This is a genomic window from Sediminibacillus halophilus (genome assembly GCF_900103695.1).
Classification (GTDB): Bacteria; Bacillota; Bacilli; order Bacillales; family Amphibacillaceae; genus Sediminibacillus; species Sediminibacillus halophilus.
The window spans coordinates 208,705-222,246 of sequence record NZ_FNHF01000001.1; the positions used below are offsets into that span (position 1 = coordinate 208,705).

A 13,542-nucleotide genomic window follows, 5' to 3' on the forward strand; every position below is an offset into this window, starting at 1 on the left:
GCGATGATTTCACTGCTTTACGCGATGGATCGGAATAGAGTGATAGGGTATCAAAGCGATTTGCCTTGGAGGCTTCCGAATGACTTGAAGTTTTTCAAACAAATGACTACTGGCAACACGATTATTATGGGAAGAAAGACGTTTGCATCCATGAACGGCCCCCTTCCGAATCGTGAAAATGTGATTGTCACAAACGACGAAAGCTTTCAGGCGGGTGACTGCCCGATTCTTCATTCTGTTGAGGAAATTGTCAAATGGAATGAAAAGGATCCGGATACTGAACTATTTGTTATCGGCGGCGGAGAAATTTTTCGTCAAGTATTGCCATATGCAGACCGGATGTACATGACTTACATTGATGAAACATTTCCTGGAGACACGTTTTTCCCTGCATATAACGAAAAGGATTGGAAGTTGACGAAAAAAATTCAAGGGGAAAAAAATGATCGCAATCCATATGATTATTATTTCCTGCAATACGACCGGGTAGGACGGAATAGTTAGTCTTCTTTCATACACTGGTCCTTTGAAATTTCGTAAAATTAGTGACGGTGGAGGACAGGCGGTAAAAAAAGTGGTAAGATGTACGTGAAAAGCATACCCTTTTGGTTTGATGGAAGATGTACAAACAGGTTAATTTCACAATGAGTAGGTGATGATAAATGTTGACAAGCATTGGAATACCGGGTTTAATTCTGATATTGATCATCGTGTTGATCATTTTCGGACCAAAAAAGTTGCCTGAAATAGGCAAAGCAACCGGGCAGACGTTAAAAGAATTTAAAAATTCTACGAAAGATTTAACAGAACCGTTCGATGAATATACCAAAAAAGAGTCTTCTGACGACGTCGAGAGAAAATAAGAAGTGGAGTGATTCCATATGTTTAGTAATATAGGTTTTCCAGGACTGATCCTCATATTGGTTATTTCGCTAATTGTGTTCGGGCCATCCAAGCTTCCGGAAATCGGCAAAGCGGTGGGAAGCTCTTTGAGAGAATTCAAAAAAGCTACAAGGGATATCATCTCGGATGAGGACTCGAAAAAAGTGGAAGAGAAACAAAAGTAATAGTACCTGTTGACGTATGACTGCTTCTCGTTTTTTCTGAATATAGAAAGTGATGGGGCGTAGAATCGCCGGATTGTGTGCGATGAAGGTGTAGGGACAAGGTCCTTGCATCTTCTTTTTGAGAAAGGGGGCTGTTTTTTGTCCGGATCAGCTGATTATGAAAAAGAAATGAATATGACAGAACATTTAACGGAATTGCGCAAACGATTGATTTGGACAGCGGTTGTTTTTATTGTTTTTTTTATTGTCGGTTTTGTGTTTGTCCGTGATATTTACGGTTTTTTTGTCAATGATCTTGATTTCACCTTGAATGTAATCAGTCCAGGAGAAATTATCTGGATATACTTTACCATGGCTTCTGTGGTGGCAGTCGTAGGCACAATTCCGTTTTTCTGCTTGCAGGCATGGCTGTTTGTGCGGCCAGGACTTACACCTAAAGAGAGAAAAGTATCCTTATCTTATATTCCGGCAACCTTTTTATTGTTTATCGGCGGGCTTGCCTTCGGATATTATGTATTTATTGATCTGATATTGCCGTTTCTGTTGTCGCTAAACGATGGGATGTTCAATGAGATTTTCACGGTGGATAAATATTTTCGCTTTTTACTCCGGGTCACTCTTCCTTTTGCGATTTTATTCGAGATCCCGATCATTACGATGTTTTTGACCAGTCTAGGAATATTGACACCGGATTTTATGCGAAAAACGAGAAAATACGCTTATTTAATCTTGATTATTATCGGAACGATGATTTCGCCGCCGGATTTTGTTTTGCAAATTGTCGTCGCGGTGCCACTAATCGTATTGTATGAGATAAGCATTTTCCTTTCAGCTTTTACTTTTCGCAAAAAGCAAAGAAAGCATGAAGCATTTATGGACAGCGATGACTAATCCCGATCGATGGAAATGGAGGTGAGAGGATTGCGTTCCTTTTATCACTATATGATGCGGTACCGTGGCTCCGGTCCAAAGACAGACGAACGTCGTCTGGCCGACTGGATGTTCGAGGCTCACGATTTCCCGAAACAATCTACTTCCTATGATGAAGTCAGTCGTTACTTAGAGTGGAATATTCCTTTTACGGAAGCAACCCAGGTCTTCGACCGGCTATGGGAAGATTACTTGATGAATGAAGGTTAATTGCATACCAAAAAGCCCTGCTTGCAGGGCTTTTTTTCGTCAGCTAAAGAAGTTATTTCACATGCCCGGCAGACAAGAACATGCTAAAATGACAACTATGGAGGGATTTACGTGAAAATTTTACATACTGCTGACTGGCACTTAGGTAAAATCGTTAATAGTGTGCATATGACAGAGGATCAAGCTTATATGCTTGATAGAATGATAGAAATGATCCGAGCAGAAAAACCGGACGTGGTTATTATTGCTGGAGATTTATATGATCGATCGGTACCGCCGAAAGAAGCGGTCGAATTGCTGAACAGGGTGTTGACGACCATTGTAACGGAATTAAAAATACCTGTTTTAGCCGTTTCAGGTAATCATGATAGTCCGGACAGGCTCGATTTCGGCAGTAGTATATTCCGTTCACAGCAGTTGTTTATTGAAACGAAGCTAAAGGGAGGATTAGATCCTGTTACGCTTTACGATGAACACGGACCAATCCACTTTCATTTAATTCCCTATATGGAACCTGCTGATGCTCGTGCTTATTTTCAGGATGACAGTATTCAGAGCCATCAGAAAGCGATGGAGGCCGTTATTACCCATATTGAAAAACGACATGATATGGAAGAACGGCATGTTTTCATTGGCCATGCGTTTTTAGCCGGTGGTATGGAATCCGAATCGGAAGAACGGTTATCGATGATTGGAGGAAGTCCGTATATCGATGCCGGGTTGTTTAAAAATTTTTCTTATGTAGCACTTGGTCATCTCCATCAGCCACAACGGGTTACAGATGATAACATCCGCTATAGCGGCTCGCTGCTTAAATATTCTTTCTCTGAAGCAAATCAGAAAAAGTCGGTTACCCTTTTGGAAATCGATAAAGATGGCGTCGTGGATAGACAGTATCTTCCCCTCACGCCGAGAAGAGATATGCGGGTAGTGGAGGGATATTTTGACGAATTATTGGAAGGAAGCAAAGAGTTCCCCGAAGAAGATTACCTGCATATACGACTTTTGGATGATGGCCAGCTAGTCGATCCGATGGGCAAATTAAGAAAGCGATATCCGAACATTCTCCGCCTGGAACGTCAAGTGCTTAATTCCCAGATGCAGCTGAACGATTTAAACAAAATACGAGAAAAACAAAAAATGTCCCATACGGAATTATTTGAAACATTTTATAAGGAGATGAAAGGGGAAGCGATTCCGGAATCGCGCAGGGAACAGATGAATCAAGTTGTCCAATTGTTGATGGATCAGGAGAGGGGGAAGTAACATGCGTGCAATCAAGTTATCGATAACCGCTTTTGGTCCTTATCGGGAAACGCAGATAGTCGATTTTCGGGAAATTGGCAATGAATCGATATTTCTAATAACAGGACCTACCGGAGCGGGCAAGACAACCATTTTTGATGCTATTTGTTATGCACTTTATGGTAGGGCCAGCGGTAATGACCGAGACCACGACTCCCTTCGTAGTCATTTTGCTGAAATTGATCAGCCGACTGAAGTAAGCTTTCAGTTTGCTTTGAAGGGGAGAATGTACCAAGTAAACCGTTTTCCGAAGCAAAAGAAACGAAAAGAGCGGGGAGATGGATTCACTGAAGACCCGGCGAGAGCGGAATTATATGAAATAAATGACGGTGAGACCGTTTTGGCAGCTTCTAAAATCAAGGATGTCAACGAAATGCTGGAAGAGCAACTCGGCTTGGATTATGAGCAATTCCGGAAAATGATCATGATTCCCCAAGGAGAATTTCGGCGGCTTATTTCCGAAAACAGTAAGGAACGAGAAGAAATTTTACAAAAAATTTTCCACACGCACTTCTACGAACAAATTACCGAGGAGTTGAAGAAACAGTCCAAACAGCTTTTGGAGTCTATCAAACAGCTTGAGGACCGTTTGGAACGGGAAGCAGCAAAAATACAATGGAGAAAGAATGAGACGGAAGAGTCGGATTCCATTGAGACTATTATAGAAAAATTGAATGAGGAAATACACGAGGCGAGTGAAGATCTGGGACTCAACGAAGAACAGTTAGCAAAAGAAAAGAATGCATTAAATGCCGCGCAAGAAGCTTTTTACAAAGGTAAACAGCTATCGGAAATGTTTGCGGAATTTGATCAATTGCAGGAAACTTCAGCGAAGTTAACAGAGCGGCAACCTTCTGTAAATGAAAAACAGAAAAAACTAGAATTAGCGGAAACAGCGGCTAAAATCATCCCGTTTGAAGAACAAGTAAAAAGACGCAAAAGCGAATGGGAGAATCAAATCAAAAGACTGGACAGCCAGAAAGCGAAAAAGAAAGAGACAGAGGAATGGTTCCAAACAGTTGCAGCTGAATATGAAATAGAATCAGGCCGGGAGCGCGAACGAGAGCAACTGCAGGAGCAACTGGAAACAACAAAAAAACAATTAGAGCAGTCTAAGCAGCTTGTTCTACTCAAACAGGAACAAAAGCAAGCTGAGCAAAAGAAGCAAGCTGCAGAAACAAACATCCAGAGGCTAACGGATGATATGAAGAAAATCCGTCACCAACAGGATAAACTGCAAGTGCAGGTACAACAGCATCAGGAAACAACAAAAAAATATTATCATGTGGAACAAAAAGTCAAACAAGCTGAAGAACAAACAAAAAAGTTGGAGGAATTGTTAAATCAATTTGAAAAATTACAAGAACTTCGTCAAAAATATCAACAGGTGCACCAGCAATATAATGAAAAACAACAACTCATTGAGCGGCTGCAATCAAAGTTGAATGAACTTGAAGCACAACAGGCCAATAACCATGCACTATTATTGGCACAGCATTTGAAAGAAGGCTGCGCTTGTCCGGTTTGTGGTTCCGAACAACATCCCGATCCTGCCAGCGGTAGAACAGAGGATATATCGGATCGCCAATTGGAAGAGACAAGAAAACGGCTTGAAACAGCCAAAAAAGATTTTGATGAGTGGCAGCGGTACTATATTCAAGTGAAATCGGACGGACAAGCTCAAAGGTCGTTAGTGGATCAAAATTACCAGGCATTCAAAGACAGTATCGATACGTTAGATGGTCAGTCTATTCTGCGTCTATTGGAAAGCTGGAAAAACACCGTTACTGCAGAGAAAAGAAAAATGGACCTTCTTTATAAAGAGATTGAGCAAATGGAACAAGCCGGCCGGCAGTCAGAACAATTATCGAAAAAAACACAACAATTGGAAACACAGCTGGAAGAACTCAAGCAATCAAAAGAAAGCATCACCGAATCCTGGATGCGTATCAACATGCAAGTGGAGACAGCAAAGCAGGAACTTTCAGAAGAAGACCAGGATCCTTTCGTTATTCAGAAGAAAGTGACTAACAAGGAAAAAGTCTTGTCTGAATGGCTGCAAAAATGGGAATACATCCAATCCAGGTACCAAGCTGGAAAAGAAAAGCTGCAAGAGCTGAATACTATTATCGAGCAACAGCGTACTTTTGCAAAGGAAACAGAGCAAAAGCTAGCAACAGAGCAAGCGGATTTTGAAGAAAAAATTGAACATAGTCAATTTCCTTCTATAGAAGCCTATCAATATGCCAGGATTACAGAAAGTGAGAGCTTAAACCTTAAGCAAGAGATCGAGGAATTCAATAAGCAAAAGCATACTGTTGAGAAACGTCTTCAAGCAGTTAACAAACAATTAGATGGGCAAGAAAAACCTGATATAGAAGAACTGGAAGCGTCGGTTCGCCGATGCTCAGAAAAGCTGGAGGTGGTCAACCAGAACATACAAAATTTGAAACTGACCGTCAAGAGTTATGAGCAAATAAGAAAGTCAATGCTGGAATTGCTGGAAGAAAAACAATTGAAGGCAAAACAATATTACGATATCGGAGAGCTGGCAGATTTGGCTCGGGGAGAAAATCATTTGCGTCTATCGTTTGAACGCTATGTATTGTCGGCATTCTTGGATGAAATCCTTTTACAGGCAAATATTCGTTTAGACCAAATGACCGATCATCGTTATCAATTAATTCGCAGTGATCAAATTGCCAAGCGAGGGGCTCAAAGCGGGTTAGATCTGGAAGTGCTTGATCACCATACCGGTTTACAGCGTTCAGTTAAAACTTTATCGGGAGGCGAAGGATTTAAGGCTGCACTAAGTCTGGCTCTGGGGATGGCGGACGTCGTCCAGGCACACGCCGGAGGAGTACAGTTAGAAACATTATTTATTGACGAAGGGTTTGGCACACTTGATGAATTGTCCCTGGAACAAGCGATAGAATGCTTGAAAGGATTGCAGCAAAGCAATCGACTGCTGGGTATTATTTCCCATGTTCCTCAGCTGAAAGAAGAAATACCGGCTAAATTGCAAATCACACCTTCCCAAAAAGGATCGAAAGCTGCATTCCAGTTTGCTTGATCACCAGATTGCCAATAATTACTCCTTAAATAACGAAATAAGCTCGTGATATAGTAGAAGAAGATGACCTTATTGCGCTGCTGTCAATTGACTGACAGCAGCAAAGGCTCTTATTTTTGCTATTAGATATACAGGAGGATTTTTATGAAAGTGATCACCGCTTCCACTTCGGAACAACAGGAATACGCCCTTTCTCTGATGAAGGAAATTTATGACCGAATCTTACCCGAGTACTTTTCCGAAGGCTACATAGCCAAATTGAAAAGCTTTCAGTTAATGGATATTCCTTCTTTGCAGGAATTATCGTTAGCGGAAATATTCGAAGTAACCACAGCCTTGCAGACCATCACGTCCATTTTAGACACACATCTACAGCAAGGAACGGGAATAGGCGAATACGAAGACACATTTCAAAAAAATATTCGAATACTGGGTAGTTATCATATTAATTTCCCTTTCACATTACGTGATTTTTTGGGTTAAAATCCTTCCGTACAGGAAATTTTTCTTGTCAAGCAAACTACCATGACGTACTATGATAGGTAAATGATATCGGGAGGTGGGTGTTGAATGTCAATGCCTATGTCAATTGAATGGAAGCTGCTGACTCACGGTAGAGAAAAGCGTTTACTGCATCAGCAAAATATGTTTGAAATAGAATTTTCAGGGTACAAATTATTTCCCATAAACCAGGAGATCGAGATCAAACGTCACCATGATTCCGACCAGATAGGGAGCGGGAAGATTGTCGAAATTTCCTGGAAGGAAGAACGGACGGTTTGCACGTATCAACTGCTTTCTTTATATAATGTCAATTAGCGACAATCAATGCGGGGAAAAGTACGACAAGCGTCGTATTCTGCGCTTGCCCGGGAAATAATTCATGATTTGAAAAGGAGCTTTCTTTAAAGTCCAACGGCTTTGGAGGAGCTCTTTTTTTATATTGCATTACCTTCCCGAAATGCTTGATTAATGCCTACACTTCTTGTAGGCATGGAACGTACAATAAACCAAGTCATTTTAGAAGAGAGGGGTTTTTGTATGTTCAATCCAAGTCAAGGGCCATCAGGCATCGGTTCGTTCCCTTTTTCTCAAGGAGTAAGGTCTCCGGGGGGATTCCCGTCAAATTTCCCAACCCCATACCACGGTGGAGTGCCGGCTCCTAGAGGAGGGGGACTGTCCGGTTTGCTGCAGCGTTTTACCCAACCATCAGCTGTTTCTCAGTTTCCAGCGGCAGCAGGAGGCGGTTCCAAATTGACAAGTACACTGGGTAATGTGCAGCAAGCTATAAAGATGGCGCAATCAGCTATGCCGGTTATCCAACAATACGGTCCAATGGTGAAAAATATTCCGATGATGATCAATATGCTCAAGGCTTTTAATGAGGAAGACAGCAGCGACGTTGACCAAGAAACTACAGAATCTGAGTCAGTTGAGCGTGTTTCATCGGAAGAAGAAGTGGATAAAATAGAAATAGAACAAGAAAATCTTTATAAAATCGAAGCTGCAGAAAAACCAAAGAAAAAGACGATGAGAAAAGTCCATACTACCCAATCCGGTAAATCAATACCAAAACTATATATATAAGTAAATGCAGACTGCTTGATTTTTCTTGTGAAAAAAGAAAGAATAGAGAGTATATCAATTATATCTTCCCGACACCATTTTTAGGGATAAGAAAATGAAATAGATGATCAAAAAACGGGAATGAAAAAGAAATTGTTTCCGTTTTTTCGGTTTAAAGGAGGTAATACAATGCCTGAAAAAGCAACTTTTGCTGGCGGCTGTTTTTGGTGTATGGTCGAACCGTTTGATGAACGACCAGGAATTGAAAAAGTTGTTTCCGGTTATACCGGTGGAACAACGGAAAATCCAACATATGAGGAAGTCTGTTCCGATACGACCGGACACGTAGAAGCTGTACAGATTACGTTTGACCCGGATATTTTTTCTTACGAACGCCTGTTGGAAATATTTTGGCAGCAGATTGATCCTACCGATCCGGGCGGCCAGTTTAACGACAGGGGAGAATCTTACCAGACAGCCATTTTTTATCACAATGAAGAACAAAGGCAATCAGCTGAGAAATCTAAACAAAAGCTGGAGGAAAGCGGTAAATTTTCCGATCCGATTGTAACGAAGATTTTACCTGCTGCACCTTTCTACGAAGCGGAAGAGAAGCACCAGGATTATTATAAAAAGCAGTCTTTTCACTATAAATTGTATAAAAAAGGATCAGGCCGCCAAGATTTCATCGAGAAAACCTGGAGGCCTGAGAAAAACAAGGAAGAGCTCCGGCGTCAACTGACACCATTGCAGTATCATGTAACCCAGGAAAACGGTACGGAAACTCCGTTCCAAAATGAATACTTTGATCATGAAGAAGAAGGCATTTACGTAGATGTGATTTCCGGAGAACCCTTGTTTTCATCAAAAGACAAATATGATGCGGGCTGCGGGTGGCCAAGCTTTACGAAACCTATTGACAAACATCAAGTGAAAGAAAATACGGATACCTCCCATGGAATGATTCGAACGGAGATAAGGAGCAGCCAGGCTGATTCACACTTGGGTCATGTTTTTGAAGACGGGCCACAGGAAAAAGGCGGCATGCGTTACTGCATGAATTCAGCAGCAATGCGGTTTGTTCCTAAAGATAAAATGGAGCAGGAAGGGTATGGATATTTATCCTATTTGTTCCGCTAAGTACACTCCGCCCCGGAATAAGGATACCTCCTGATTCCGGGCCTTTTTTTGCACGTGCAGATAGGATAAGATCCTAGCGGAGAGGATAGCATATCCAGACGAATATTTTCTGTAATGAAGAATGCGTGCAACGAACCCCCTGCCTTTGTCATGCAGGCACGGATCAAGTTTTCCCTCCGTTATCAAGGTGCCTTTTTATCGTTATTTGGACAAGGTTTTCGATATGGGAGGAAGCGGCTATATTTACATAGAGAGAAAGAAGGTCTTCTTAGTGGATACAGGTATTTTGCTCGAATATGGATGGACTTTGCTTGCACTTATCGGGCTCGAGGGATTGTTAGCGGCAGATAACGCTCTAGTTATGGCACTCATAGTCAAACATTTACCGGAAGACAAACAAAGGAAAGCACTTCTTTATGGATTGGGCGGAGCCTTTATCTTTCGGTTTGGCTCTTTGTTTTTCATTTCTTTTTTAATTGATATCTGGCAGGTTCAGGCATTAGGTGCAATTTACTTACTGTTTATTTCGATTAATAATCTATGGAAAATCTTTTCGAAGGAAAAGGAAGAAGAGTCTGTCGTCAAACCTGCTAAAGGGTCTGGTTTCTGGACAACGGTTATCAAAGTAGAGTTAGCGGATATTGCTTTTGCCGTTGATTCTATTTTGGCAGCTGTTGCCTTGGCGACAACTTTGCCGAAGACAACCATTCCGGCTATTGGAGGAATGGATGGTGCTCAATTTATTGTCATCCTTGCAGGTGGTATGATTGGTTTGATACTAATCAGGATTGCCGCCTCTTATATTGTGAAATTGTTAAAGAAAAGACCTGGCTTGGAAACTGCCGCCTACACAATTGTCGGCTGGGTGGCTGTCAAGCTAGCGGTACACACCCTGGCCCATCCTCAGTTAGCAATCATCCCAGCTGAGTTTCCGGAAACTACTCTATGGAAAACGATTTTCTGGGTGGTAATGATAGCAATCGCCCTGATTGGCTGGTTTTGGAAACCATCGAACCAAGACAGCGAATAAGAGGATTAAGCTGGAAAGTAGGTGGTTGGCTTTGGCAGGCTTCCTTACTCGATTACTTATCACATATTTCATTGGAGCCGTTGGCGGATTTTTATATACTTGGCTGCATCTGCCGTTGCCCTGGATTCTTGGTCCAGTCACAAGTTTGTTGATCTATAAGCTTGTTCCTAATGCAAGAACAACCGCTTCACTAAGACTAAGGAAGGTCAGCTTTTCCATTTTAGGGATTCAGATTGGTTCTACCTTCACTGCTGCCACACTGACCACTGTCGTTCCGTATCTGGTTCCATATACTGTTCTGACTTTGCTCTTGATTGCTTTGAGCTTGGGAAGCGCTTATTTGATTACAAGATGGGTAAAATTAGATGTAACAACAAGTTTGCTGGGCAGCATTCCGGGAGGATTATCGACTGTTTTAGCATTAAGTGAATCGTTCAATGGAAATACTGTACTGGTTACCATTTTTCAAACCATTCGACTAGTTGCAGTATTGTTCATCATTCCGTTCTCGGCTACCCATCTATTTTTTCATCAAACTCAATTGACTCAAGGAGCAGTGCTACAGCAGGCTGTTGATGGACCGCCATGGACAGGTATATTGTTTATTGCTGCGTTTTTTATCGGGGTGTTGCTGCAAAGGTGGGTACCTGCATCACTTGTTTTGGTTCCGATGTTGATTACAGCAGCTTTGCAAATTAACGAAATAGCCCTTTTCCAACTTCCGAATAGTGCATATTTGTTTGCACAGCTGACAATCGGTGTTTATCTTGGGAATTCTATTTCAGTTAAAGATCTGAAAACGGCAGGCAGGTATTGTCTTTATTTTTTATGTCTCGCTATCTTATTAATCGCGACATCCTTCGGGTTCGGTTACCTTTTTAGTTCCTTTACCAACTTGAATACGGCAACAGCGGTATTGAGCCTTGCGCCAGGAGGTTTAATCGAAATGGCGTTGACTGCGCAATCGGTAAACGGAGACCCATCGATTGTCAGCTCTCTGCAAATGATTCGGCTGCTAACCATTGTGTTAATACTGCCATTCTTTCTGAAATGGCTATTTAAAAAACTTCAATACTGATTATCCTAATTTGCCGAGAGAAAAAAATGTGCTAAAATAATCTTGATTCCGAGATATTATTAGTTGTCTGTATTATTAATATGTAAACTAGGTTCGGGGATATATAAACAGAAAAAGAATGAGGGAGGATTACAATGCAAATGAAACATTTTTTTCGAAAAGGATCGAATTCGGAAGCACCAGTACTGTTATTGTTGCACGGAACAGGTGGGACTGAAAAGGATCTATTGCCAGTAGCAGAGATGATTGATCCTGAGGCTTCTGTTTTAGGGGTAAGGGGAAATGTATCAGAGAATGGAATGGCGCGTTTTTTCCGTCGGTTGCGCGAAGGGGTTTTTGATGAAGAGGATTTGATCGCACGTACAGAGGAGCTTCATGCATTTCTCGATGAAGCTGCTTCTCATTACGAATTTGACAGGAATAACATCGTGGCTGTCGGCTACTCAAACGGTGCCAATATAGCTGGGAGTTTGTTGTTCCATTACTCACAAGCCTTAGACAGTGCTATATTGTTCCATCCTATGGTTCCAAGAAGAGGATTGGAGCTACCTTCCTTGACTGGCACTAAAGTATTTATTGGTGCAGGTACCAATGATCCCTTGATAAACAGCAAGGAAACAGAGGAGCTGGAACAACTGCTAGCAAATGCAGGAGCGCAGGTAACCGTTTATTGGGAAAATATGGGGCACCAATTATCTCAAGGAGAAGTATTGCAAGCAAAATCATGGTATAGTGATGGTAGAAAGTAAATAACTATTTGGGAAGGAAGACATGCTTATTTATCTTCATCCCACCAGCCATTACAAGGGGAGATTGCTATGGCCTACCATTTTCAAGGAATTGACCATGTACAGCTTGCAGCTCCTGCTGGGAGCGAGCGAAAGGCAAGGGAATTTTTTGCTGACTTGTTAGGAATGGAAGAAATCGAAAAACCGGAAACGTTGAAGAAAAATGGCGGCATCTGGTTTCTGTGTGGGGCACAGCAGCTCCATATCGGTGTGGAACAACCGTTCGATCCAGCCAGGAAGGCGCATCCTGCTTTTTATGTTGAAAACCTGGAAGAATTGAAATTTTATTTGAGAAGCAATCATGTGGAAGTGAAGGATGATGATCGGCTTCCCGGCTATAAGCGCTTTTATTTGGAAGATCCATTCGGGAACCGTTTGGAGTTTTTAGAAAGGTTAAAATAGCATTTATTTAGCCGTTGTTCAAGGGAATGTCGTTAGTGATATTAATATCTGATGTGTAAACAGCAATCTTTTAGTAAAAAGCTATAAAGGAAGACAGGTGAATGAATTGATTCATAAGAATTGGGAGAACAAAGAAACAATAAAGCAAATTAAATGTGTTCATAATGATGCTGAAAAATTTGTGGTAGATAAGACGCTTACTCCAGGAAAAGTCTATGATGTTAAAAACGAAACCGACGAATTTTATTTTATCATCGATAATACAAACCGCATTGGTGGTTTTCACAAGGAATATTTCGAAGAAGTATAATAAAAAAACTAACCGTTTACTAACGGTTAGTTTTTTTAGCTAAACCTGCTGTTTTGTTCATTTACGTGTAAGAGGACATTTATGGCAAAAAGGAAAACAGCTATGATTACGAGGGTGGCACCTGTTGCGACACCTGCGGTCCATGCCGAATTACCAGTTAACAACATACCAGTAAGGGAAAGCATCATGACTGGCAGTCCAAGGTTATGAAGCCAGAAGTGCCAAAAACCTAATTTATTGTTGGCCAGCGCTGGAAATAAATAATATATAAGACCTGCTAAAGTCAAGGCAGTCCATCCAAGTAAGTTAATATGGAAATGGACACCTGTAAGGGTGTATTGATGAGCAATGGACATATAGTAACCGAGGCTAATACCTATCATAAAATACACGACAGAAATTTTAATTAGACGGATTCCGATTTTTTGCACCTCCCTTCTTTTTACCTATCCTATGCAGCAATACAGGAAAATCTTCTTATGAGCAAAAAAATACATACAATTTTTCCTCGGTTGTTTCCATTTCGTTTTAGGTGAATAGAATGAATAATCTATGGCGAAAATGAACAGTAGTGAAGGAGGAAAACATCGATAATTCCTTATTAGCACTTGTTTTTACTGATAAGTTGTCTGATAATAGAGTT

Annotated in this window: 17 protein-coding genes; 16 read left to right on the forward strand and 1 reads right to left on the reverse strand. The window is 41.3% G+C overall.

The window, feature by feature from the left end; genetic code table 11:
• Window positions 1-3: 3 nt before the first annotated feature.
• From BLR82_RS01140 to BLR82_RS01215, 16 genes are all read left to right on the forward strand, one after another.
• Window positions 4-504, forward strand: a complete 501-nt coding sequence (locus BLR82_RS01140) for a dihydrofolate reductase (RefSeq protein WP_074597189.1) — start codon at window positions 4-6, stop codon at window positions 502-504.
• A 158-nt stretch (window positions 505-662) separates the two neighbouring features.
• Complete coding sequence (gene tatA, locus BLR82_RS01145) at window positions 663-863, forward strand: twin-arginine translocase TatA/TatE family subunit (RefSeq protein WP_074597190.1); 201 nt, start codon at window positions 663-665, stop codon at window positions 861-863.
• Between the two features lie 18 nt (window positions 864-881).
• Complete coding sequence (locus BLR82_RS01150) at window positions 882-1,067, forward strand: twin-arginine translocase TatA/TatE family subunit (protein WP_074597191.1); 186 nt, start codon at window positions 882-884, stop codon at window positions 1,065-1,067.
• 168 nt (window positions 1,068-1,235) lie between these two features.
• On the forward strand, window positions 1,236-1,958 hold the full coding sequence (gene tatC / locus BLR82_RS01155; protein WP_074598214.1) for a twin-arginine translocase subunit TatC: 723 nt from the start codon (window positions 1,236-1,238) through the stop codon (window positions 1,956-1,958).
• A gap of 30 nt (window positions 1,959-1,988) precedes the next feature.
• Complete coding sequence (locus BLR82_RS01160) at window positions 1,989-2,207, forward strand: YozE family protein (RefSeq protein ID WP_074597192.1); 219 nt, start codon at window positions 1,989-1,991, stop codon at window positions 2,205-2,207.
• Between the two features lie 111 nt (window positions 2,208-2,318).
• On the forward strand, window positions 2,319-3,473 hold the full coding sequence (locus tag BLR82_RS01165; RefSeq protein ID WP_074597193.1) for an exonuclease SbcCD subunit D: 1,155 nt from the start codon (window positions 2,319-2,321) through the stop codon (window positions 3,471-3,473).
• 1 nt (window position 3,474) lies between these two features.
• The gene (locus BLR82_RS01170) at window positions 3,475-6,585 is read left to right on the forward strand and encodes an AAA family ATPase (protein WP_074597194.1); all 3,111 of its coding nucleotides are present in this window, start codon (window positions 3,475-3,477) and stop codon (window positions 6,583-6,585) included.
• A gap of 144 nt (window positions 6,586-6,729) precedes the next feature.
• Window positions 6,730-7,068 (forward strand): DUF5365 family protein, encoded by a 339-nt coding sequence (locus tag BLR82_RS01175; protein WP_074597195.1) that lies wholly within the window; start codon window positions 6,730-6,732, stop codon window positions 7,066-7,068.
• 87 nt (window positions 7,069-7,155) lie between these two features.
• Window positions 7,156-7,404: a DUF2584 family protein gene (locus BLR82_RS01180; RefSeq protein WP_074597196.1), complete on the forward strand. Its 249-nt coding sequence runs from the start codon at window positions 7,156-7,158 to the stop codon at window positions 7,402-7,404.
• A gap of 222 nt (window positions 7,405-7,626) precedes the next feature.
• Window positions 7,627-8,172, forward strand: coding sequence for a VrrA/YqfQ family protein (vrrA, locus tag BLR82_RS01185; RefSeq protein WP_074597197.1), 546 nt, complete (start codon window positions 7,627-7,629; stop codon window positions 8,170-8,172).
• A 168-nt stretch (window positions 8,173-8,340) separates the two neighbouring features.
• Window positions 8,341-9,291 carry a peptide-methionine (R)-S-oxide reductase MsrB gene (gene msrB, locus BLR82_RS01190; RefSeq protein WP_074597198.1) on the forward strand — a complete coding sequence of 317 codons (951 nt, stop codon included), beginning with the start codon at window positions 8,341-8,343 and terminating at the stop codon, window positions 9,289-9,291.
• Between the two features lie 271 nt (window positions 9,292-9,562).
• Entirely contained in the window at window positions 9,563-10,321 is a 759-nt protein-coding gene (locus BLR82_RS01195) for a TerC family protein (RefSeq protein WP_074597199.1), read from the forward strand.
• A 31-nt stretch (window positions 10,322-10,352) separates the two neighbouring features.
• Window positions 10,353-11,399 carry an AbrB family transcriptional regulator gene (locus tag BLR82_RS01200; RefSeq protein ID WP_074597200.1) on the forward strand — a complete coding sequence of 349 codons (1,047 nt, stop codon included), beginning with the start codon at window positions 10,353-10,355 and terminating at the stop codon, window positions 11,397-11,399.
• 140 nt (window positions 11,400-11,539) lie between these two features.
• Entirely contained in the window at window positions 11,540-12,148 is a 609-nt protein-coding gene (locus tag BLR82_RS01205; protein ID WP_074598215.1) for an alpha/beta hydrolase, read from the forward strand.
• A 69-nt stretch (window positions 12,149-12,217) separates the two neighbouring features.
• Window positions 12,218-12,589 carry a VOC family protein gene (locus BLR82_RS01210; RefSeq protein WP_074597201.1) on the forward strand — a complete coding sequence of 124 codons (372 nt, stop codon included), beginning with the start codon at window positions 12,218-12,220 and terminating at the stop codon, window positions 12,587-12,589.
• A gap of 106 nt (window positions 12,590-12,695) precedes the next feature.
• On the forward strand, window positions 12,696-12,899 hold the full coding sequence (locus BLR82_RS01215) for a DUF6501 family protein (protein ID WP_074598216.1): 204 nt from the start codon (window positions 12,696-12,698) through the stop codon (window positions 12,897-12,899).
• Window positions 12,900-12,934: 35 nt separating this feature from the next.
• Here the strand turns inward: BLR82_RS01215 and BLR82_RS21220 are convergent, their stop codons facing one another.
• Entirely contained in the window at window positions 12,935-13,321 is a 387-nt protein-coding gene (locus BLR82_RS21220) for a cytochrome-c oxidase (RefSeq protein ID WP_074598217.1), read from the reverse strand.
• Between the last annotated feature and the right edge of the window lie 221 nt (window positions 13,322-13,542).